Origin of the sequence: Stenotrophomonas maltophilia group sp. msm4, from assembly GCF_032025605.1 — a bacterium.
Classification (GTDB): domain Bacteria; phylum Pseudomonadota; class Gammaproteobacteria; order Xanthomonadales; family Xanthomonadaceae; genus Stenotrophomonas; species Stenotrophomonas sepilia.
This window is the reverse complement of the sequence record NZ_JAVSKK010000001.1, coordinates 332,358-355,256: the sequence shown is the minus strand read 5'-3', so window position 1 is coordinate 355,256 and position 22,899 is coordinate 332,358. Positions and strand designations below refer to the sequence as shown.

Genomic DNA, 22,899 nt, shown 5'->3' with positions numbered 1-22,899 from the left:
GACGCCCGGCGTCCACCCTCCCTGCACGCAGCCCCTGGCGCGTGACAGGACCGTGTCACACGGGCCGGCCACCATGCCGGCCCAACCCCTTTCTTTCGTGAGGTAATCCCGTGGAAATCACTGCTTCCCTGGTCAAGGAACTGCGCGAGCGCACCGGCGCCGGCATGATGGAATGCAAGAAGGCGCTTACCGAAGCCAACGGCGACATCAACGCCGCTGCTGAAGCCATGCGCAAGTCCGGCGCTGCCAAGGCCGACAAGAAGGCTGACCGCGTGGCCGCCGAAGGCCGTCTGGGCCTGGCCCAGGACGGCGGCAAGGCCGTGCTGGTCGAAGTCAACTCGGAAACCGACTTCGTCGCCAACGATGACAACTTCAAGTCCTTCGTCAACGCCGTCGCTGCCGCTGCCCTGGCATCGGGCGCCACCGACGTCGAAGCCGTGAAGGCCGCCACGCTGGCCGACGGCCGCACCGTTGAAGAAGCCCGCGCCACCGCCGTGCAGACCCTGGGTGAGAACATCCAGATCCGCCGCATGGTCAAGGTCGACACCACCGGCAACATCGGTGCCTACGTCCACACCAACGGCAAGGTTGGCGTGCTGGTCGACCTGATCGGCGGCGACGTCGAGCTGGCCCGTGGCCTAGCGATGCACGTGGCCGCGCTGAAGCCGCCGCACAACAAGGCTGCGGACGTTCCGGCCGAGTTCGTCGAAAAGGAAAAGGAAATCGAGCTGGCCAAGATGACCGAGAAGGACAAGGCCAAGCCGGCCGACATCCTGGAAAAGATCATCAGCGGCAAGATCAACAAGATCGTCAGCGACGTGACCCTGTACGGCCAGACCTACGTGCTGGGCGACACCACCGTCGAGCAGGTGGTCAAGGCCGCTGGTGCGGACGTGGCAGGTTTCAAGCTGCTGATCGTCGGCGAAGGCATCGAAAAGGTGGTGGAAGACTACGCCGCCGAAGTTGCCAAGGCGATGCAGGTCTGATTCCAGCCCTCCGGCTGTGAAGCGACCAGAAGGAGCCGCGGGAAACCGCGGCTCTTTTTTTATGCATGGGCCCAGGGATTAACCCATGGCCCATCGGTGGGTGCGCACCGTTGGTGCGCACAACCGGCACCTTTGCGTTGCGCTCGAATCAAGCCGATACTCAGTCGCAGGGAATCCTCAGTCACTTAGCAGGAACGAAAATCGCGGACTGTGATGCATTCCTAGGTATTCTTGTCCCAATGGAATTGAACGACCCGACATGCCTCCCGAGCTGACAGCTGCCCTGGCGCTCTGCCGCAACCTGCCTTCGCCACCCGGTATTGCCCTGCGCATCATCGAACTGGCTCAGGACCCGGAAGCGGACATCGCCACCGCCGCCGACATCATCGCCATCGACATGGCGCTGAGCGCTCGCATGCTGCGCATCGCCAATTCGCCGCTGTATGCCAGCCGCCGCCGCATCGAGAACCTCGGCCAGGCGCTGACCATGCTGGGCCTGAACGCCACGATCAGCCTCGCCCTCGGCTTCACCGTCACCCAGGGCCTGACCGGCGGTGGCGCCGATCATGACCTGCGCCAGCGCGCGTGGAAGCGCAGCATCCTCAGTGCCCTGGCCGCCAGCCAGCTGGGCCAGGCGCGCGGCCTGCGCCGGCTGGAGGAGCTGATGCTGGCCGGACTGCTGCAGGACCTGGGCGTGCTGTGCCTGGCCCAGGCCGAGTCGGAGCGCTACCTGCCACTGCTGCGCGAGGCACGCGACAACATCGACCTGGTTTCCCGCGAGCGCGAGGCGCTGGGCTGCAGCCACGCCGACGTCGGCGCCTGGGTGGCCGAGCAATGGGGCCTGCCACGTTACCTGGTGGAGAGCATCAGCCACAGCGAGGACGAGGACGCCGCCGAATCGCCATTCCAGGCCTGCGTGCAACTGTCCGGCGCAGTGGCCGACATCTGGCTGGATAACGATGCCGATGCCGCGCGCGAGCGCGCCCTGCAGCAGGTGCACGACCGCTTGGAGCTGGACAGCGCGCGCTTCGACCAGGTGCTGGCCCGCATCAGCGAGGCCCTGCCCGACATCGCCAGCCTGTTCGATGCCGGCCTCAATTCGCCGGCGCGGGTGCGCGAGCTGATCGATCACGCGCAGGAACTGGCCACGCTGCGCAACCTGCGCGAACTGCAGGATGCCGACCAGGCACGCCGCCGTGCCGACGAATTCGAGGCGCGCGCCAAGCGCCTGGCCGACCAGGCCCATCGTGATGCATTGACAGGCGTGCTCAACCGCCGCCAGCTGGAAGCGGTGCTGGAGCAGGAATTCCTGCGTGCCGGCCGCCAGGGCTGGCCACTGTCGGTGGCCTTCATCGACCTGGACGACTTCAAGAAGATCAACGACGCCCACGGCCACCTGACCGGCGACGAGGTGCTGCGCGCCTTCGCCGGCAAGCTGCAGGGCCAGTTGCGCAACAGCGACACCGTGGCCCGCTTCGGCGGCGAGGAGTTCGTCGCGCTGCTGCCCAACACCAGCGAAAGCGTGGCCCTGGACGTGATCCGCCGGGTGCTGGCCAACATCGTCGCCACGCCGATGGCCGAGCTGGAGGGTGGTCCGCTGTTCGTCACCTTCTCCGCCGGCGTGGCCACCCAGGGCGGCTACGAGCGCTTCGCCGACGTCCAGGACCTGCTGCGCGCCGCCGACGACGTGCTGTACCGCTCCAAGAACCTGGGCCGCAACCGGGTGATCGCCCGCTCGCCGGGGGCGCTGGGCCATGACGAGCTGTCGGCCACGGCCAGCGCCGAACTGGGCTGAACGGGACGCCCCGGCTGATCGGGCGAACCACCGGATTCTGCGCCGCAGTGCACAAAACACTTTGGCACAACGCCGCATGCGCGTAGAATCGCCCGCGATTTCCACGCACCCGAGGTCCCCATGTCCAAGCTCGCCTATCGCCGCATCCTTCTGAAACTGTCCGGGGAGGCGCTGATGGGAGACGAGGACTACGGCATCGACCCCAAGATCATCAATCGCCTCGCCCGTGAGGTCATCGAAGCCCAGCAGGCCGGTGCCGAGGTCGCGCTGGTGATCGGAGGTGGCAACATCTTCCGCGGCGCCGGTCTGGCCGCCGGCGGCATGGACCGCGTAACCGGCGACCAGATGGGCATGCTGGCCACCGTCATCAACGCCCTGGCCATGCAGGACGCCCTCGAGAAGCTGGGCGCCAAGGCCCGGGTGATGAGCGCGATCAAGATCAACGACGTGTGCGAGGACTACATCCGCCGCCGCGCCATCCGCCACCTGGAAAAGGGCCGCCTGGTGATCTTCGCTGCCGGCGTCGGCAGCCCGTTCTTCACCACCGACTCCGGCGCCGCCCTGCGCGCGATCGAGATCGGCGCCGACCTGCTGCTGAAGGCCACCAAGGTCGATGGCGTGTACGACAAGGACCCGAACAAGCACAGCGATGCGGTCCGCTTCGACAGCCTGAGCTACGACGAAGTGATCCGCCGCGGCCTGGAAGTGATGGACACGGCGGCCTTCGCTCTGGCCCGCGACAGCGACCTGCCGATGCGCGTGTTCGACATGGGCCAGCCGGGCGAACTGCTGAAGATCCTCAACGGCGCGAACATCGGCACCCTGGTCCAGGGCCGCGACCCGGCCTGACCCTGAGCGCAAAGCGACAACCGGGCCGATTCAGGCCCGGCAGCGTCCCGTATTCGCCTATAATCGCCCGATTCCAGATACATCCAGGACCGGGCGATGCTCAACGACATCAAGAACAACGCGCAGACGCGCATGGCCAAGAGCATTGACGCTCTGAAGCACACCCTCACCTCCATCCGGACCGGCCGCGCCACCCCGGCCCTGCTGGACCGCGTGACGGTCAGCGCCTATGGCAACGCCAGCACCCCGCTGAACCAGGTCGCGTCGATCTCCAACGCCGACGCGCACTCGCTGCTGGTCACCCCGTTCGACAAAGGCATGATCAAGGAGATCGAAAAGGGTCTCTACAACGCCGAGTTCACTCCGAACACGCTGGGCACTGCGATCCGCATCAACATGCCGCCGCCGACCGAAGAGCGCCGCAAGGAGCTGGTCAAGCAGGTGCAGAAGGAAGGGGAAGGCGCCAAGATCGCGATCCGCAACATCCGTCAGGACGCGAACAAGGAAATCGCCAAGCTGGTCAAGGACAAGGCGATCAGCGAAGACGAGAAGAAGCGCGGCGAAGACGACATCCAGAAGCTGACCGACGCCAACATCAAGGACGTCGACAAGGTCGTTGCCGACAAGGAAAAAGAACTGCTGTCGGTCTGAAGTCGATGCCTTCAGTCCCGCCTCCGTTGCCTGCCTCCCTGCCCCGCCACATTGCCATCATCATGGATGGCAATGGGCGTTGGGCACAGCAGCGCCGTCGCCCCCGCGTGATCGGCCACCGTGCCGGCGCCCGCGCGGTCAACCGCACCATCGAGCGCTGCCTTGAACTGGGCATCCCGGCACTGACCCTGTTCGCCTTCTCCAGCGAGAACTGGGGCCGGCCGCAGGAGGAAGTGGACGCGCTGATGAAGCTGTTCCTCGGTGCACTCGACCGCGAAGTGGACGAGCTGCACCGGCGTGGCGTGCGCGTGCGCTTCATCGGCGAACGCGAGCGCTTCGGCGCCGGGCTGGTCAGCCGCATGCAGCTGGCCGAGCAGCGCACCGCCGACAACACCACCCTGACCCTGTCGATCGCCGCCAGCTACGGTGGCCGCCAGGACATCGCCCGCGCCGCGCGCGCCCTGGCCGTCGAAGTGGCGGCCGGTCGCCTTCTGCCCGAGCAGATCGATGAATCGCTGCTGGGCAGCCAGGTGGCCCTGGCCGACCTGCCGCCGCCGGACCTGTTCATCCGCACCGGCGGCGACACCCGCATCAGCAACTTCCTGCTGTGGCAGCTCGCCTATACCGAACTGTGGTTCACCGAGGCCCTGTGGCCGGACTTCGACGCCGGGCAGCTGCAGCAGGCGCTCGACGCCTATGCCGGTCGCGAGCGTCGTTTCGGCCTGACCAGCGCCCAGATTGCCGCACTGGCCACCGAGACTTCCAGCCCATGACCAAGACCCGAGTCCTTGCCGCGCTGATCATGGCGCCGCTAGCCATTGCGGCGATCCTGCTGCTGCCCACGCAATGGCTGGCCGCCGCCGCCGCCGCCGTGCTGCTGATCGGCCTGTGGGAATGGCTGAAGCTGGCCGGTATCGAAGACACCCTGGCGCGCACCGTGCTGCTGGTGCTGAACCTGCTGCTGATGGTGCTGCTGGTCTGGGCCGATGGCAGCACCCTGGTCCTGTTCCAGATAACCACGCTGGCCGGCGTTGCCTGGTGGCTGGCCGCGCTGGTCTGGTTGCGCTTCTTCAACTTCGGCGCGCAGCCGTCGGCACCCTCGCGGATCCTGAAGATGCTGGCCGGTACCCTGGCCATCGTGCCGGCGTGGGCCGCGCTGGTGCTGATCCATGCCGGCGGCGATCCGCCGGGCCAGCAGGGCCACCTGTGGCTGCTGGCTGCGCTGGCGCTGGTGTGGGCGGCCGACTCGGGCGCCTATTTCGCTGGCCGCCATTTCGGCAAGCACAAGCTGGCGCCGCGGATCAGCCCCAACAAGACCTGGGAAGGCCTGTTCGGCGGCCTGCTGGCCGGTGTCGCCGTGGCCCTCGGCCTGGGCTGGCTGGCTGGCATCGATGCCGCACACCTGCCCGGCCTGTTGATCACCGCGGTGGTGGCGGTGTTCGCCTCGGTCCTGGGCGACCTGTTCGAGAGCCTGATCAAGCGCCATGCCGGCGCCAAGGACTCGGGCCACCTGATCCCGGGCCACGGTGGCGTGCTCGACCGGGTCGACGGCGTCCTCGCCGCCGTGCCGGTGTTCGCGCTGGGCAAGGAAATCTTCGGGTTCTGACCATGAATGCTGCTGCAGACCTGCGCCGGGTCGCCGTGTTCGGCGCTACCGGCTCGATCGGCGCCTCCACGCTGGACGTGATCGCCCGCCACCCGCACCGCTACCAGGCCACGGTGCTCGCTGCCGGCCGCCAGGTGCAGGCGCTGCTGGCGCTGTGCCGCCAGCACAGACCCGCGCACGCGGTGATCGCCGACGCATCGCTGTTCGCCGAGCTGCGTGACGGCCTGCGCGAGGCCGGACTCACCACCGAGGCCCATGCCGGCCAGGCCGCGCTGGACCAGCTGGCCGCCAGCGATGCCTGCGATACCGTGGTCGCGGCCATCGTCGGCGCGGCCGGCCTGTCCTCGACCCTGGCTGCCGCCGCCGCCGGCAAGCGCATCCTGCTGGCCAACAAGGAATCGCTGGTGCTGGCCGGCGAACTGCTGACCCGGACGGCCGAACGTGCCGGTGCCGAAATCATCCCGATCGACAGCGAGCACAGCGCGATCTTCCAGTGCCTGCGCTCGCGCGATGCCAGTGTCGACGGCGCCGGCGTGCGCCGGATCCTGCTGACCGCCTCCGGCGGCCCGTTCCGTGGCCGCAGTCGCGCCGAACTGGCCCAGGTCACCCCCGCCCAAGCAGTTGCCCACCCCAAGTGGTCGATGGGGCCGAAGATCTCGGTCGATTCGGCGACGTTGATGAACAAGGGCCTGGAAGTCATCGAGGCCCACCACCTGTTCGGCGTGCCCGGCGAGCGCATCGAGGTGCTGGTGCACCCGCAGAGCCTGGTCCATTCGCTGGTCGAGTTCGTCGATGGCTCGACCCTGGCCCAGATGGGCCTGCCGGACATGCGCACCACCCTCGCCGTTGGCTTGGGCTGGCCGCAGCGCATCGAATCGGGCGTGGCCGGGCTGGACCTGCTGGCCCAGGGCCGCCTGGATTTCGAGGCCCCGGATACCGACGCCTTCCCCTGCCTGGCGCTGGCCTGGCAGGCGATGCAGGCCGGCGGCACCGCGCCGGCGGTGCTGAACGCTGCCAATGAAGAGGCTGTTTCAGCGTTTCTTCAGGGCCGGATCGGTTTCCTGACGATCCCGGAGCTGGTTGCTAACGCTCTTTCAACACTGCCGACCCAGCCAGCCGATACACTGGAGGTCCTGTTGTCCGCCGACCAGCGGGCACGCCAGCTCACCCTGAACGCCATCGACGCCGCCTGAACGACCGCCTCGCCCAGCATGACGCCGCCGCCCTTGCCCACCACTGTGAGCCTGCATGACTGACTTCATCGGATCGGTCTGGTGGATGATCGTCAGCCTCGGGCTGCTGGTCACCTTTCACGAGTTCGGGCATTACTGGGTCGGGCGCCTGTGCGGGGTCAAGATCCTGCGTTTCTCGGTCGGCTTCGGCCGGCCGCTGTGGTCGCGCCGCGACCGGCACGGCACCGAGTTCGCCATCGCCGCCATCCCGCTGGGCGGTTACGTGAAGTTCCTCGACGAACGCGAGGTCGAAGTGCACCCGCACGAGCGCGGCCAGGCCTTCAACCACAAGACCGTCTGGCAGCGCATCGCGATCGTTGCCGCCGGCCCGATCGCCAATCTGCTGCTGTGCATCCTGCTGCTGTGGGCGATGTTCGTGATCGGCAAGCAGGATTACTCGCCCACCATCGGCCGTGTCAGCGGCATCGCCGCCAGTGCCGGCCTGGCCAGCGGCGACCGCGTGCTGCGCGTGGACGACCGCCAGGTGGTCACCCTCGGCGAGGCCAGCATGGCGCTGACCGCAGCCGCGATGGACCGCCGCGACGTGAAGCTGGAAGTGCTGGATACGGCCGACCAGGTACGCACGCGCACCCTGCCGCTGTCGCAGCTGCCGGCGGGTTTCGATGAGCGGCGGGTGCCGATCCTGGCTGGCCTGCACTGGCAGTCGTGGCTGCAGCCGGCGCAAGTGGAGTCGCTGACTGCGGACTCCGTGGTGGCAGGGCAACTGCAGCCAGGCGACCTGATCGTGGCCATCGACGGCCAGCGCATCGACAGCGTCGACCAGGTGATCGGCGAGATCCAGGCCCTGGGCCGTGCCGGCGGGCCGGGAATGATCGAGGTCCTGCGTGGCGGCGAGCGCCTGGCGCTGGAAGTCACCCCGCGCCAGGGCAAGGACGGCAAGGGCAATCCGGTCTGGCAGATCGGCGTCGGCTTCCCCACCAGCTACAGCCCCGCCTATGACACCCTGCTGCGCTATGGCCCGCTGGATGCGGTGACCGTGGCGGTGCGCGAGACCGGCCGCCTGGCCGCCGACTCGCTGGGCATGATGGGTCGCATCGTGACCGGCAAGGCCTCGCTGCAGAACGTTTCCGGGCCGGTCACCATCGCCCGCGTGGCCAATGTCTCGGCCAAGCGCGGCCTCGACTGGTTCCTGCAGTTCCTTGCCCTGCTGTCGCTCAGCCTGTGCATCATCAACCTGCTGCCGATCCCGATCTTGGACGGCGGCCACCTGCTGTATTACCTTATCGAGTTGGTCAAGGGCAGCCCGCTGAGCGAGCGTGCCATCGCCGCCGGCCAATACATCGGCCTGGCGTTGCTGGCCGGGCTGATGGGGTTGGCGTTCTACAACGACATCCTCGGCCTGGTCCCGCGATGAACTTTTCCACGTTGTTGCCGTCTACAGCGTCGGCATCCCGCACCAATGAAATCGACCTTCCTACCGGACGTGACATGACGCGACTCCCCAATCGCCGCCTGCTGGCCCTCGCCCTCGCCGCCGTCACCGGCGCTCCCGCCCTGGCCCAGGCAGCCGAGCCCTTCACTGTCAGCGACATCCGCGTCGATGGCCTGCAGCGCATCAGCTCGGGCACGGTGTTCACCTACCTGCCGGTGGAACGCGGCGAGACGATCACCGACAACAAGGTCGGCGAGACGATCCGCGCCCTGTACAAGACCGGCTTCTTCGAAGACGTGCAGCTGGACCGCCAGGGCACGATCCTGGTGGTGACCGTCAAGGAACGCCCGGCGATCAACAAACTGACCGTGACCGGCAACAAGGACATCAAGTCCGACCAGCTGCTCAAGGGCCTGTCCGACATCGGCCTGACCGAGGGCGGCACCTTCGATCGCCTGAGCCTGGACCGCGTGACCCAGGAACTGCGCCGCCAGTACAACGACCGTGGCAAGTACAACGTCGACATCACCCCGACGGTGAGCCCGCTGGACCGCAACCGCGTGGACATCGCCATCGCCATCAAGGAAGGCAAGGCCGCCAAGATCCGCCACGTCAACCTGGTGGGCACCGAAAAGTTCGAGAGCAAGGACATCCTGGAGACCTGGGAGTCCAAGGAGCACAACTGGGCGTCGTGGTACCGCCGTGACGACCAGTACTCCAAGGAAAAGCTGTCCGGCGACCTGGAAAAGCTCAATTCCTGGTACCTGGATCGCGGCTACGTCGATTTCAGCATCGATTCCACCCAGGTCTCGATCAGCCCCGACAAGCGCGACATGTTCCTGACCGCGGGCGTGACCGAGGGCGCGCAGTACAAGATCTCCGAGATCAAGGTCAGCGGCGACACCATCCTCCCGCAGGAGGACGTCGAGCGCATGGTGATCCAGAAGTCCGGCGACACGTTCTCGCGTGCCCTGCTGGAATTCAGCTCGGACACCATCACCAATTCGCTGTCCAACATCGGCTACGCGTTCGCCAAGGTGAATCCGATCCCGACCACCAACCGCGCCGAGCAGACCGTGGCCATCAACATGCAGGTCGTGCCCGGCCCGCGCGTGTCGGTGCGCCGCATCCTGTTCCGCGGCAACACCCGCACGTCCGATGAAGTGATGCGTCGCGAAATGCGCCAGTTCGAGAACAGCTGGTACTCGCAGGCCGCGATCGACCGCTCCAAGATCCGCCTGCAGCGCCTGGGCTACTTCGAATCGGTGGAAGTGGAGACCCCGGCCGTCAGCGGCAGCAACGACCAGGTCGACGTCGTCTACAACGTCAAGGAAACCACCTCGGGCAGCTTCGTGTTCGGCTTGGGCTACTCGCAGTCCTACGGCATGACCACCTCAGTGCAGCTGTCGCAGAACAACTTCCTCGGCGGCGGCAACCGCGTGTCGGTCGAAGCCTCGCGCAGCAGCTACCTGCAGCGCTACGGCTTCAGCTACACCAACCCGTACTTCACCGATGACGGCGTGTCACTGGGCTACAACCTGTCCTGGCGCGAACTGGATTACTCCGACTTCAACACCGCGCAGTACAACAGCACCAACGGTGCCGCGCAGGTGGTGTTCGGCGTGCCGCTGACCGAGACCGACACCGTCTCGCTGATGTTCGGCATCGACAGCAACCAGATCACCACCTACCAGGGCTCCACCCCGCAGTCGATCATCGACTACATCAACGCCGTCGGTAAGCGCACCTTCCATGCCTGGCGCACCGAGCTGGGCTGGGCGCGCGACTCGCGCAACGACTACTTCATGCCGACCCGCGGTACCTACCAGCGTGTGGGCCTGGAAACCACGCTGCCGGGTTCGACCATCGAGTACTACAAGCTGAACTACCAGATCAGCAAGTACTGGCCGATCATGCCGTCGCTGGTGATCAACACCCGCGCCGAAATCGGCTACGGCGATGCCTACGGCAAGGACTACACCCGTACGCTGACCAATCCGGATGGCACCACCCGCACCGTCACCGCCAGCGGCCTGCCGTTCTTCGAGAACTTCTACGCCGGTGGTACCAACTCGGTACGCGGCTTCGAGGACAACACCCTCGGCCCGCGCGAAGTCACCACTGGTTATCCGGAAGGCCAGCCGCTGGGTGGTTCGCTGAAGACCGTCGGTTCGGTGGAAGCCTACTTCCCGCGCCTGTTCGACAGCCCGTCGGCGCGCGTGTCGGCCTTCGTCGACTTCGGCAACGTGTATACCGGCGTGGACAACTTCAAGGCCAACGAGCTGCGCGTATCCACCGGTGTGGCCCTGCTGTGGCGCGCCCCGGTCGGCCCGATCTCGATCAGCTATGCCTTCCCGTTGAAGAAGGAAGACGATGACAAGATCGAGCGCCTGCAATTCACGTTCGGTGGGCAGTTCTGACGAACCGCGGGGCGGTTCGCCAGAACTGCCCCCGCATTCCACCTATCCCCCGCGCCGCTACGCATGCCATCCATGGCATGCGCCCTTCGGGCCGTTGCATAGCAACGTTGGGAATCGCTCCTGCGATTCCCAGGGGCGCGCCCCCCTTAACAAAGGGGGGCTCTCCACCAGACGGGGCGCGAAGCGCCGGGCATTGCCCGGCGTTTCCGTTTTACTTGCTCGCCGCCGTTACTTCCCGCGCTCGCGTGAAATCATCTGGTGATGGCGCAGGGGGCTGACCAGGACCGTTGGCGCCATGGATGGCGCCATCGAGCCCCCAGGGTGAAGTGACCCCCGAGACTTGGACGGTGGGGTCAGGCGGCTGCTTGGGCCTGTTCCCGGTACTTTACCGGGCTTAGCCCCTTCAATTTCAATCTGATTCGCTCTTGGTTGTAGTACTTGATGTACTCCACCAGCCCGGCCTCCAGGCTTTCGATGCTGTCAAAGCTGTTCAGGTAGAAGAACTCCGACTTCAGCGTCCCGAAGAAGCTTTCCATTGCCGCATTGTCCAAGCAGTTGCCACGTCGGGACATGCTTTGCTTCAACGAGTGCTTTTCCAGCATGTGCCGGTAGTTCTCATGCTGGTACTGCCAGCCCTGGTCGGAGTGGATCATTGGCCGCTCATCCGGCGAAAGCTTCTTGATGGCCTCCTCCAGCATCTGACCTACCAGATCGAACACAGGCTGGCGCTTGATCTGATAAGCCACGATTTCACCGTTGTAGAGGTCCATGATCGGCGACAGGTACAGCTTCATGCCTTGCACCTTGAACTCGGTGACGTCAGTCACCCACTTCTGGTTGGGCCGCTCGGCATGGAACTGGCGATTGAGGTCATTGCCAACCACAACATTGGCGGCCCCTTTGAAGGACCGGTAGCGCTTCACGCGTACCCGTGATTTCAGGCCCATCTCCCCCATCAGGCGCTGTACCCGCTTGTGATTGGTCCGATGGCCCTGATTGGCCAGTTCCAGCGTCACCGTGCGATACCCATAGCGCCCTTGGCTTTGATCGTAGATTGCCCGGATGCGCTCGCACAGGGCTGCCTCATCCTGATCCGGATGGGCCAGGACATGGTTCTGGTAATAGAACGTACTGCGTGACAGCTCTGCCGCTTCGAGCAGAAGCGACAGCGGATGAACCTGCCTCAATCCTTGGATGGCTTGCGCTTTGCGTCCTGCGCCGCCTGCTCTTCCCGGATCAAGGCATCGAGTTTTTTTAGGTAGTCGGTCTCCGCACGCAGATAGGCAACTTCCTTGAGCAGCTCATCGCGGCTCATTTCCTCAGGTGGCTTGGACGAACGGGTCTTTTTCATCGGCTTTCGGGGCGGCGGCGGAGGTGGTGCCAGCGCTTGGGCACCGCCTTGAGCATACAGGCGACGCCACCGACCCACCGCGCCGGCATCGCCAATTTGAAAGTAAGTGGTGGCCTCCCGCCCGGACATGCCGTCCTGGCCCATCTTCTTCAGGACAGCCAGCTTGAATGCGAGGTCATAGGACTGGGACTGGCGATGAAATCCCCGCCAACCATGCAGCCGATAGGTCGCCACCCAGCGCCTGACCGTGGAGAACTCCAGGCCGTAGCGACGAGCAACGGCTTTGACCGATGTGGAGGTCTTGCAGGCCTGTTTGGCGACCTGCAGTTTGAAACGCGCGTCGTATCTGTTCATGTATCCCTCGGGGTCGGATCTGATGTCCAACTCCCGGGGGTCACTTCAGGGATGGGTTTACGGCGTGTCCTGGGCAGCCCCCTGCGCCATCGCCCCGGGACATCAGGCAGGCGCCGCTTTTGACCCTGCATGACCGCAATGGCGTCACACGTTAAACTCCCGCCGTGAATACTCCCACCTACACCGCCCAGCAACTCGCCGAGCAGTTCGGCCTGCAGGTCCATGGCGATCCCGCTACCGCCATCCATGGCGTGGCCACCCTCGCCCATGCCGGTCCTGGCCAGCTGACCTTCCTTGCCAACCCGCGCTACCGCGCCCAGCTGGCCGACAGCCAGGCCTCGCTGGTGGTGCTGCGTGCCGACGACGCCGAGTCCGCTCCCGGCGCCGCGCTCGTCGCCAAGGACCCGTACACCGCATTCGCCAAGATTGCCGCACTGTTCGACATCGCGCCGACCCGCCCGCCGGGCATCCATCCCAGCGCAGTGATCGATCCCAGCGCCCAGGTCGCGGCCAGCGCCCATATCGGCCCGTTCGTCTCGGTGGGTGCGCGCAGCGTCGTCGGCGAGAACTGCATCATCGGCACCGGCAGCGTGATCGGCGAGGACTGCAGCCTGGATTCCGGCTGTGAGCTGATCGCACGGGTCACCCTGGTCACCCGGGTCAGGCTGGGCAAGCGCGTGCGCGTGCATCCCGGTGCCGTACTCGGCGCCGATGGCTTCGGCCTGGCGATGGACGCCGGCAAGTGGATCAAGGTGCCGCAGCTCGGCGGCGTCCGCATCGGCGACGATTGCGAGATCGGCGCCAATACCTGTGTTGATCGTGGCGCGCTGGAAGACACCGTCCTTGCCGAGGACGTTCGCCTGGACAACCTGGTGCAGATTGCCCACAACGTGCAGATCGGCGCGCACTCGGCCATTGCCGGCTGCACCGGCATCGCCGGCAGCGCCAAGATCGGCCGCTACTGCCTGCTCGGCGGCCACGTTGGCGTGGTCGGCCACCTCGAGATCTGCGACAAGGTCGTGATCACTGGCAAGTCGGTGGTCCGCAACTCCATCCATGAGCCGGGCGAGTACTCGTCCGGCACCCCATTGACCGACAACCGCACGTGGCGCAAGAACGCCGCGCGCTTCAAGCAGCTGGACGCATTGGCTCGCCGCGTTCTGGCTGCTGGCAAGGAGAAAGAATGAACGATTCGCTGCAGCTTCCGATCGACGTCTGCCAGATCCAGGAACTGCTTCCACATCGCTACCCGTTCCTGCTGGTGGACCGGGTGCTCGAACTCGACGTCGAGGCCAAGCGGATCCTGGCGCAGAAGAACGTGAGCATCAACGAGCCGTTCTTCCAGGGCCACTTCCCGGGCCGCCCGATCATGCCCGGGGTGCTGATCATCGAAGCGCTGGCGCAGGCTGGCGGTGTCATGACCCAGCTCACGCTCGGCCGCGATGCGCAGTCCAAGCTGTTCTACATGGTCAAGGTGGAAAACGCCCGCTTCAACAAGCAGGTCGCGCCCGGTGACGTGCTGATGCTGGACGTGCAGATGAAGCGCCTGATCCGCAACATGGGCTGGTACTACGGCGAAGCCAAGGTCAACGGCGAAGTCGTCGCGTCGGCCGAGGTCATGTGTGCCGGCGCCAAGGGCTGATCCACTGGAGGCAGCAATGACTGACAACGCACCGCGGATCCACCCCACCGCCGTCATCGACCCGGCCGCACGCCTGGCCGACGATGTCCAGGTGGGCGCCTTCACCCTGATCGGCCCCGACGTTGAAATCGGTGCCGGCACGGTGGTGGGCCCCCATTGCAGCATCCACGGCCCGACCCGGATCGGCCGCGACAACCGCTTCGTCGGCCATGCCGCGATCGGTGGCGAGCCGCAGGACAAGAAGTTCGCCGGCGAGCGTACCGAACTGGTGATCGGCGATCGCAACGTGTTCCGCGAGTTCGTCACGCTCAACCGTGGCACCGGCGGCGGCGGCGGCATCACCACCATCGGCAACGACAACTGGATGCTGGCCTACACGCACGTGGCACACGACTGCCATGTCGGCAACTTCTGCGTGTTCTCCAACAACACCACTCTGGCTGGCCACGTGACCGTGGGCGACTACGTGATCATCAGCGGCTTCGCCGGTGCCCACCAGTTCTGCCGCATCGGCGCGCATGCCTTCCTCGGCATGGGCGCGCTGACCAATGGTGATGTACCGCCGTTCACCATGGTCGGCACCGATTCGCTGGGACGCCCGCGTGGCATCAACAGCGAAGGCCTGAAGCGGCGCGGCTTCGACGCTGACCGCATTTCGGCCATCAAGCGTGCGTACCGCACGCTGTACGTCGCGGGCCTGCCGCTGGCAGAGGCCAAGGTGCAGCTGACCGAACAGGCGCGTGACAGCGACGACGTGAAGGCGATGCTGGACTTCATCGAGCACGCCGAGAGGCCCCTGCTGCGATGAGCAGCTCGACCGGCCAGGCGCCGGCCGGCGCCGCGGTGATCCCGCTGGCCTCGATGGCCGGCAGCGTTCCCGCACAGCGGGTGCTCAGCGAGCGCCCGTTGCGGATCGCGCTGGTTGCCGGTGAAGCCTCCGGCGACCTGCTCGGTGCGGGCCTGGTGCGTGAACTGAAGGCGCGCTTCCCGAATGCCGAGTTCGCCGGTATCGGCGGCGATGCCATGCGCAGCGCCGGCTGCCAGACCTGGCACGATGCCAGCGAGCTGGCGGTGATGGGCCTGACCGAAGTGCTGCGCCACCTGCCACGCCTGCTCAAGCTGCGCTCGGCGTTCCGCCAGCGTGCGCTGGACTGGCAGCCGGACGTGTTCATCGGCATCGACGCCCCCGACTTCAACCTGGGCATCGAGCGCTGGTTGAAACAGCGCGGCGTGCGCACCGTGCATTACGTCAGCCCGTCAGTCTGGGCCTGGCGCGAAAAGCGCGCCGAGAAGATCGGCAGCAGCGCCGACCTGGTGCTGTGCCTGTTCCCGATGGAGCCGCCGATCTATGCCCGGCACGGCATCGACGCGCGCTTCGTCGGCCACCCGATGGCCGATGACATTCCGCTGCAGGGCAACCGCGAGGAAGCACGCGCCGCGCTCGGCCTGCCGGCCTCGGCCAAGGTGCTGGCGGTGTTGCCGGGCAGCCGCCTCGGCGAGATCTCGCGCCTGGGCGAGCCGTTCTTCGAAGCGGCCTGGCAGGTCTCCGAACGCATTCCGGGCCTGCATGTGGTGGTGCCTGCCGCCAACCCGGCCTGCAGGCAGCTGATCGAAGAACAGCTGTCGCGCTCGGCGCTGCCGGTGGCCTACTCGCACGTGCTGGACGGCCAGGCGCGCAACGCGATGATCGCCGCCGACGTGGTGGTGCTGGCCTCCGGTACCGCGACCCTGGAGGCCATGCTGGTGAAGCGGCCGATGGTGGTCGGTTACCGTGTCAACGAACTGACCTATCGACTGGTGAAGGCGCTTGGCCTGATCAAGGTCGACCGCTTCGCCCTGCCCAACATCCTGGCCGGGCAGGACCTGGCACCGGAACTGATGCAGCACGACTGCACGCCGGACAGGCTGGCCGCGGCCATCCAGCAGTGGTTCGACCACCCGCAGCGGGTGAGCGACCTGCAGGACACTTACGTGCGCCTGCACGAACGCCTGCGACGCAACGCCTCGGCGCGTGCCGCCGATGCCGTCGGCGAGCTGCTGATGCGCGACCAGGCCCAGGCATGAGCCGCCGTCACGCCGCCGCAGCCAGCCTGACCCTGTTCGACGGCGTGGCCGTGGTCGAGCCGGAGCGTCTTGTGGCCGGCGTCGACGAGGCCGGGCGTGGCCCGCTGGCCGGGCCGGTGGCGGTGGCGGCGGTGGTGTTCGACCCGGCGCGGCCACGAATCAACGGCCTGGATGATTCCAAGCAGTTGACCGCTGCCCGCCGCGAGCAGCTGCATGACCGCATCATCGAGCGCGCCCTGGCCTGGCACGTGGTGCTGGTGGACGTGGACACCATCGACCGCCTGAACATCTACCAGGCCACCCTGCAGGGCATGCGTGACGTCGTTGCAGCGGTCGCCCATGTGGCCGGCTTCGCCCGCATCGACGGCAATGTGGTGCCCAAGGGCCTGGTGCTGCCGGCGCAGGCGCTGGTCGGCGGCGATGGCATCGACCGCGCAATCATGGCCGCATCGATCCTGGCCAAGGTCTCGCGCGACCGCTACATGCAGGATGTGCATGCCCGCCACCCGCAATACGGCTTCGAGCAGCACAAGGGCTACGGCACTCCGGCCCACCTCGCCGCCCTGCGCGAGCACGGCCCCTGCGTGGAGCATCGGCGCAGCTTCGCACCGGTGCGTGAGTGCCTGGACCTGGCGCAGGCGGCGGCCATCGCCTGAGCCAGCTGGAGTTGTAGGGCCGAGCCCATGCTCGGCTGCTGTGGACAGCCGAGCATGGGCTCGGCTCTACAGAAGGCGGCCTCCCGCACGCCTGAATCCGGCGCCACGCCGTGCCCCTGTCAAGCCTTGTGGCAACCCCCTGCCCTCGCTACCCTGACCGGGCATTCCAGCGCTTCCCGACCCCGGCGACGAACCTCCGTCAGCACCCGGGGCCCGCGCGCTCCAACCTGGTCCGGCATGTCCAACTCCCGCTTCGTACATCTCCACGTCCACACCGAGTTCTCGCTGGCAGACTCCACCATCCGTGTGCCGGCCAAGCCGGACCAGGCGGACCCGAAGAAGGCCAAGCAGGCCAACCTGCTGTCGCGCTCGGTGGAGCTCGGCCTGCCCGCGCTGGCGGTGACCGATCTCAACAACCTGTTCGCCCTGGTCAAGTTCTACAAGGCCGCCGAAGGCGTCGGCATCAAGCCGATCGCCGGTGCCGACGTGCTGATCGCAGAGGAAGGCCAGGACCCGTGGCGGATGACCCTGCTGTGCCGCGACCGCGAGGGCTACCTGAGCCTGTCGCGGCTGCTGACCCGCGCCTGGATGGAAGGCCATCGCCCGGAAGGCGGCGTGGCCATCCACCCGGACTGGCTGAAGGCCGGCAATGCCAACCTGTTCGCGCTGGCCGGCCGGCAGAGCCTGGCCGGGCGCCTGGCACTGGACGGCAAGCATGAACTGGCCGAGCAGCAGCTGGCCGACTGGCAGCGCGTATTCGGCGATGGCCTGCACCTGGAGCTGACCCGTACCGGCCGCGAGGGCGAGGAAACCTTCAACCAGTTCGCGCTGATGGCCGCTGGCCAGCGCGGCCTGCCGGTGGTCGCCAGCAATGACGTGCGCTTCCTGTCGCCGTCAGATTTCAGCGCGCACGAAGCGCGCGTGTGCATTTCCACCGGCCGCGTGCTGGACGATCCCAAGCGTCCGCGCGAGTACAGCGACCAGCAGTACCTGAAGTCGGCCGAGGAGATGTGCGCGCTGTTCGCCGACATCCCCGATGCGATCGACAACACGCTGGCGCTGGCCGAGCGCTGCAACATCGAGATGCGGCTGGGCACCTACTTCCTGCCCAACTACCCGGTGCCCGACGACGAGACCCTGGACACCTGGATCCAGAAGATGTCGCGCGACGGCCTGGAAGAGCGCCTGGAGAAGAATCCGCTGGCGCCGGGCAAGACCCGTGAGGAGTACTTCGAGCGCCTGGAGTTCGAGCTCAACACCATCATCAAGATGGGCTTCCCCGGCTACTTCCTGATCGTGGCCGACTTCATCCAGTGGGGCAAGAACCAGGGCATCCCGATCGGTCCCGGCCGCGGCTCGGGTGCCGGCTCGCTGGTGGCCTGGGCGCTGAAGATTACCGACCTGGACCCGCTGCCGTACAACCTGCTGTTCGAGCGGTTCCTGAACCCGGAACGCGTGTCGATGCCCGACTTCGACATCGACTTCTGCATGGACCGCCGCGACGAGGTGATCGACTACGTCGCCCGCAAGTACGGGCGCGAGCGCGTCAGCCAGATCATCACCTACGGCACCATGGCCGCCAAGGCGGTGGTGCGCGACTCCGGCCGCGTGCTCGGCTTCCCGTACGGCCTGGTCGACGGTGTTTCCAAGCTGATCCCGAACATCCTGGGCATCCACCTGAAGGATGCGCTGGGCAAGGGCAAGGAAGGCCCGAGCTCGGAAATGGCCTCGGCCGAACTGATCCAGCGCTATGAGACCGAGGACGATGTCCGCGACCTGATCGATCTGGCGCTGCAGCTGGAAGACCTGACCCGCAACGCCGGCAAGCACGCCGGTGGCGTGGTGATCGGGCCCGAGCCGCTGAGCGAGTTCTGCCCGCTGTACGCCGAACACGACGAAAATGGGCTCGGCAAGAACCCGGTCACCCAGTTCGACAAGAACGACGTTGAAGAAGTGGGCCTGGTGAAGTTCGACTTCCTCGGCCTGCGCACGCTGACCATCATCGACTGGGCAGTGAAGGCGATCAACAAGCGCCACGAACGCGCGGGCATTCCGCCGGTCGACATTGCCGCGATCCCGCTCGACGATGCGCCCACCTACAAGGACATCTTCGCCAACGGCAACACCGGCGCGGTGTTCCAGTTCGAGTCCTCGGGCATGCGCCGCCTGCTGAAGGACGCGCGCCCCGACCGCTTCGAAGACCTGATCGCGCTGGTGTCGCTGTATCGCCCCGGCCCGATGGATCTGATTCCCTCCTTCAACGCGCGCAAGCACGGCCAGGAAGAGATCATCTATCCCGATCCGCGCACCGAAGCGATCCTGAAGGACACCTACGGCATCATGGTGTACCAGGAGCAGGTGATGCAGATGGCGCAGATCGTCGGCGGCTACTCGTTGGGCGGCGCTGACCTGCTGCGACGCGCGATGGGCAAGAAGGTGCCGGCGGAAATGGCCAAGCATCGCGAGATCTTCCGCGAAGGTGCAGCCAAGGGCGGCGTCGACGGCCCCAAGGCCGACGAAATCTTCGACCTGATGGAGAAGTTCGCCGGCTATGGCTTCAACAAATCGCACGCCGCTGCATACGCACTGGTCAGCTACCAGACCGCCTGGCTGAAGCGGCATTACCCGGCAGAGTTCATGGCGGCCACGCTGTCTTCTGACCTGGACAACACCGACAAGGTGGTTGGCTTCCTCGACGAGGTGCGCAACCTCGGCCTGACCGTGCTGCCGCCGAAGGTGAACCAGTCGGCCTTCATGTTCGAAGCGGTCACGCCGGACACGATCCAGTACGGTCTGGGCGCGATCAAGGGCGTCGGCCAGGGCGCCTGCGAAGCGGTGGTCGAGGAACGACTGAAGGGCGGACCGTTCAAGGATCTGCTGGACTTCTGCACCCGCGTCGGCTCGGCCAAGCTCAACCGGCGCACGCTGGAAGCGATGATCAACTGTGGCGCGCTCGATGAACTCGGCCGCAACCGTGCCTCGCTGATGCTGCAGCTGCCGGAAGTGATCAAGGCCACCGACCAGATGGCACGCGAGCGTGCGTCCGGGCAGAATTCGCTGTTTGGCGGGCCCGATCCGAGCACCGTTTCGATCCAGCTGGACCTGCCGGAAGCCGAAGAATGGCCGCTGCTGCAGCGCCTCAACGGCGAGCGCGATACGCTGGGCTTCTACCTCAGCGGCCACCCGTTCGATCCCTGGCGCGACGATGTGCGCGATCTGGTAGGCAACGACCTGGGTTCGGTGGAGAAAATCTGGAGCGCCAACAGCGGCGGCGGTGGCGGCGAGAAGCGCTGGCGCCCGGAAGTGCAGACCGTGCTGGCCGGCCAGGTGGTCGGCGTGCGCCGCAAGGGCGAAAGCCAGATTTTCATCCAGCTGGAGGACGGTCGCGGCCGGGTGGAGTGCAGCGCGTTCTCCGATGCGATGGCCGAGTTCGGCCACCTGATGACCAAGGACCGCATCCTGGTGGTGAAGGGTGGCCTGCGTGAGGACGAATTCAACGGCGGCTTCGCGTTGCGCATCCGCCAGTGCTGGGACTTCGACGAAGTGTGCGCCAACTACGCCACGCGGCTGTCGCTGCGCCTGGACCTGCGCCAGCAGCGCCCGGTCTGGGAGCGCATCAATGCCCTGCTCGACCGCCATCGCCCGGGGCGCACGCCGCTGCGCCTGGACCTGCTGCTGAAGGGCCCGCACGGCGGTGTCGCCGGCATGCTGGATGTCTCCGGGCAGAGCGCAGTGCGCATCGATTCGAAGCTGATGGAGGCGCTGCGCGCCGACCCGGCCGTACGTACGCTGAAGGTGCGCTACAGCCCGCCGTGGGCCAGCTGAGGCTGGCTGCTTCGTGTTCCTGTTTTTCCGTTCCAGTCATCAAGGACGATTGCCGATGAAGACCCTGCTGTTCCCGTTCGCTGCCGCTCTGGCCTTGGTCGCCTGCTCGCCGTCGAAGATCGAGTTCCAGATCGACAACCCGACCGATGCGCCGCTGGCGCTGAGCATCGACGGCCAGGACCTGCCAGTGGCCGCGCACGGCTCGCGCCCGGTCTCGCTGGCCATTGGCGAGCATCGCCTGCACACCGACGCGCTCGGCGATGTGCGCTTCATCGTCTACGTCGATGGCCGCGGCGGCCTGATCAACCCGACCCTGAGCGAGTACGTGATCGCTCGCGAGGTCTATGTCACCGACGAGAGCAAGCTGAAGAACTTCGGCACCGGCAAGGCCGGCATCGAGCTGGGCGGCGTCGACTTCGAGGGCCCGTTCGAGAAGAGCCACGAACTGTTCATCGACAAGACCTGGACCTACGGCGTGCGCGAACCCTTCCCGAAGGAAAAGGTGGTCGCCCACGTCGATTCCAGTGGTGGCCAGATCGTCGCCAAGGTGTTCACGGCACCGGATTTCATCGCCTACGTCGAGGAAGGCATGGGCGAGCCAGGTGCGTTCAAGCGCGAACAGCCGGCCGGCTACGTGGCCCCGGCGTTCAGCCTGGAACCGGCCCCGGCCAGCCTGCCGGCACTCGACCCCGCCTTCGAGGCGCATGCCGCGCCGCTGCGCGAGGTCTATGCCCGCTGGCTGAAGGCCACCACCGCCGATGAACAGAAGGCCCTGCGCAAGCAGGACTTCGACGCGCAGATGGCCTTCACCTCGGCTACCGCCGCCCTGGGCAGCGGCCTGGGCCGGGAGGCCAACGAGGCCTACAACGACTTCGTTTCCCGGCGCAGCCAGTTGATGGGCCGCAGCGCCCTGGTGGTGCCCTGAGCTGACTGGCGCCGCCTGCCCGGCTGCGCTACCGTCGCCTTCCAGACGAAGGCGTACGGGTGGTTTGCACGCATTCGGCTAGAATTGCCCCCTTCTTTACACGACGGCTTCCGATGAATCCGAACTACCTCGACTTCGAGCAACCCATCGCCGACCTGGAAGCCAAGATCCAGGAACTGCGCAACGCCAGTGCCGGGCCGGCGGTCAATGTCGAGGCGGAAGTGCACGCGCTGCAGGACAAGCTGCGCATGCGCACCGCGCAGATCTTCCGCAACCTGACCTCGTGGCAGGTGCTGCAGCTGGCCCGGCACCCGTCGCGTCCGTATACCGCCGACTACATCCGCGTCATGTTCGATGAGTTCCAGGAGCTGGCCGGTGACCGCGCCTTCGCCGACGACAAGGCGATCATGGGCGGCCTGGCCCGCATCAATGGCCGCGCGGTAATGGTGATCGGCCACCAGAAGGGCCGCGATACCAAGGAAAAGATCAAGCGCAACTTCGGCATGCCCAAGCCGGAGGGTTACCGCAAGGCGCTGCGCCTGATGAAGATGGCCGAGCGCTTCGGCCTGCCGGTGCTGACCCTGATCGACACCGCCGGCGCCTGGCCGGGTATTGACGCCGAATCGCGCGGGCAGTCCGAGGCCATCGCGCGCAACCTGATCGAGATGGCCGAGCTGAAGGTGCCGATCATCTGCACCGTGATCGGTGAAGGCGGCTCCGGCGGCGCGCTGGCGCTGGGCGTGGGCGACCGCACCGTGATGCTGGAATACGCGGTGTACTCGACCATCACCCCGGAAGGCTGCGCCTCGATCCTGTGGAAGGACGCGGGCAAGGCCAAGGAAGCGGCCGAACAACTGGGCCTGACCGCCCCGCGCCTGAAGAGCCTGGGCCTGGTCGATAAGGTCGTGCGCGAGCCGACCGGTGGCGCCCACCGCAACCCGACGCAGATGGCCAAGCGCCTGAAGGCCGTGCTGCTGAACGAGCTGGACGCGCTGGAGAAGCTGTCCACCGAACAGCTGCTGGAGCAGCGCTACGCGCGCCTGCGCAGTTACGGTACGTACGAAGCGGCCTGATTCATCGGCTTGTTACTTTCTTGCTCGTGCAAGAAAGTAACCAAAGAACACGCCGCCGAACGCGAGCCGGTGCCACG

Annotated in this window: 17 protein-coding genes and 1 pseudogene; 17 read left to right on the top strand and 1 reads right to left on the bottom strand. The window is 66.4% G+C overall.

From position 1 onward, the window contains the following. Positions 1-110: 110 nt before the first annotated feature. The 9 genes from tsf to bamA all read left to right on the top strand — a co-directional run bounded on the left by tsf (position 111) and on the right by bamA (position 10,932). Complete coding sequence (tsf, locus tag ROV93_RS01650) at positions 111-986, top strand: translation elongation factor Ts (RefSeq protein ID WP_005415856.1); 876 nt, start codon at positions 111-113, stop codon at positions 984-986. Positions 987-1,245: 259 nt separating this feature from the next. Beyond that, the gene (locus tag ROV93_RS01645; protein WP_005415855.1) at positions 1,246-2,781 is read left to right on the top strand and encodes a GGDEF domain-containing protein; all 1,536 of its coding nucleotides are present in this window, start codon (positions 1,246-1,248) and stop codon (positions 2,779-2,781) included. Positions 2,782-2,901: 120 nt separating this feature from the next. Next, a complete protein-coding gene (gene pyrH, locus ROV93_RS01640; protein ID WP_005415854.1) occupies positions 2,902-3,630 on the top strand; it encodes a UMP kinase in 729 nt (242 codons plus the stop codon). Between the two features lie 96 nt (positions 3,631-3,726). Further along, on the top strand, positions 3,727-4,281 hold the full coding sequence (frr, locus tag ROV93_RS01635) for a ribosome recycling factor (protein ID WP_005415853.1): 555 nt from the start codon (positions 3,727-3,729) through the stop codon (positions 4,279-4,281). Positions 4,282-4,286: 5 nt separating this feature from the next. Next, positions 4,287-5,054: a polyprenyl diphosphate synthase gene (gene uppS / locus ROV93_RS01630; RefSeq protein ID WP_049412139.1), complete on the top strand. Its 768-nt coding sequence runs from the start codon at positions 4,287-4,289 to the stop codon at positions 5,052-5,054. Then, complete coding sequence (locus ROV93_RS01625) at positions 5,051-5,887, top strand: phosphatidate cytidylyltransferase (protein ID WP_061480179.1); 837 nt, start codon at positions 5,051-5,053, stop codon at positions 5,885-5,887. The genes uppS and ROV93_RS01625 overlap by 4 nt, the downstream gene beginning before the upstream one ends. A gap of 2 nt (positions 5,888-5,889) precedes the next feature. After that, the gene (locus ROV93_RS01620) at positions 5,890-7,080 is read left to right on the top strand and encodes a 1-deoxy-D-xylulose-5-phosphate reductoisomerase (RefSeq protein ID WP_072166812.1); all 1,191 of its coding nucleotides are present in this window, start codon (positions 5,890-5,892) and stop codon (positions 7,078-7,080) included. 55 nt (positions 7,081-7,135) lie between these two features. Next, positions 7,136-8,494, top strand: a complete 1,359-nt coding sequence (gene rseP / locus ROV93_RS01615; RefSeq protein ID WP_061480177.1) for an RIP metalloprotease RseP — start codon at positions 7,136-7,138, stop codon at positions 8,492-8,494. A 74-nt stretch (positions 8,495-8,568) separates the two neighbouring features. Beyond that, positions 8,569-10,932 carry an outer membrane protein assembly factor BamA gene (gene bamA, locus ROV93_RS01610; RefSeq protein WP_053497093.1) on the top strand — a complete coding sequence of 788 codons (2,364 nt, stop codon included), beginning with the start codon at positions 8,569-8,571 and terminating at the stop codon, positions 10,930-10,932. A gap of 353 nt (positions 10,933-11,285) precedes the next feature. On the opposite strand, the gene ROV93_RS01605 is transcribed toward bamA, so the two are convergent. Then, positions 11,286-12,637, bottom strand: a protein-coding gene (locus ROV93_RS01605; protein ID WP_312538352.1) for an IS3 family transposase whose coding sequence is annotated in 2 segments (ribosomal slippage) — positions 11,286-12,190 and positions 12,190-12,637 — 1,353 coding nt in all. Because the reading frame shifts where the segments join, the coding sequence is not laid out codon by codon here. Between the two features lie 164 nt (positions 12,638-12,801). Between ROV93_RS01605 and lpxD the strand changes: the two genes are divergently transcribed. The 8 genes and pseudogenes from lpxD to ROV93_RS01565 all read left to right on the top strand — a co-directional run bounded on the left by lpxD (position 12,802) and on the right by ROV93_RS01565 (position 22,822). Next, the gene (lpxD, locus tag ROV93_RS01600; protein WP_072166813.1) at positions 12,802-13,824 is read left to right on the top strand and encodes a UDP-3-O-(3-hydroxymyristoyl)glucosamine N-acyltransferase; all 1,023 of its coding nucleotides are present in this window, start codon (positions 12,802-12,804) and stop codon (positions 13,822-13,824) included. Further along, positions 13,821-14,279 (top strand): 3-hydroxyacyl-ACP dehydratase FabZ, encoded by a 459-nt coding sequence (gene fabZ, locus ROV93_RS01595; RefSeq protein ID WP_312538481.1) that lies wholly within the window; start codon positions 13,821-13,823, stop codon positions 14,277-14,279. Before lpxD ends, fabZ begins: the two co-directional genes overlap by 4 nt. Before the next feature lie 16 nt (positions 14,280-14,295). Beyond that, entirely contained in the window at positions 14,296-15,087 is a 792-nt protein-coding gene (gene lpxA / locus ROV93_RS01590) for an acyl-ACP--UDP-N-acetylglucosamine O-acyltransferase (protein ID WP_014036498.1), read from the top strand. A gap of 92 nt (positions 15,088-15,179) precedes the next feature. Continuing rightward, positions 15,180-16,343 (top strand): annotated as a pseudogene (gene lpxB / locus ROV93_RS01585) (lipid-A-disaccharide synthase); the annotation flags it as partial. Beyond that, positions 16,340-16,999 carry a ribonuclease HII gene (locus ROV93_RS01580; protein ID WP_049416727.1) on the top strand — a complete coding sequence of 220 codons (660 nt, stop codon included), beginning with the start codon at positions 16,340-16,342 and terminating at the stop codon, positions 16,997-16,999. The pseudogene lpxB and the gene ROV93_RS01580, both read left to right, overlap by 4 nt. A gap of 237 nt (positions 17,000-17,236) precedes the next feature. Continuing rightward, entirely contained in the window at positions 17,237-20,824 is a 3,588-nt protein-coding gene (dnaE, locus tag ROV93_RS01575) for a DNA polymerase III subunit alpha (RefSeq protein WP_072166815.1), read from the top strand. Between the two features lie 55 nt (positions 20,825-20,879). After that, entirely contained in the window at positions 20,880-21,749 is an 870-nt protein-coding gene (locus ROV93_RS01570) for a hypothetical protein (RefSeq protein ID WP_072166816.1), read from the top strand. A 113-nt stretch (positions 21,750-21,862) separates the two neighbouring features. Continuing rightward, positions 21,863-22,822 (top strand): acetyl-CoA carboxylase carboxyltransferase subunit alpha, encoded by a 960-nt coding sequence (locus ROV93_RS01565; RefSeq protein WP_072166817.1) that lies wholly within the window; start codon positions 21,863-21,865, stop codon positions 22,820-22,822. Positions 22,823-22,899 lie beyond the last annotated feature (77 nt).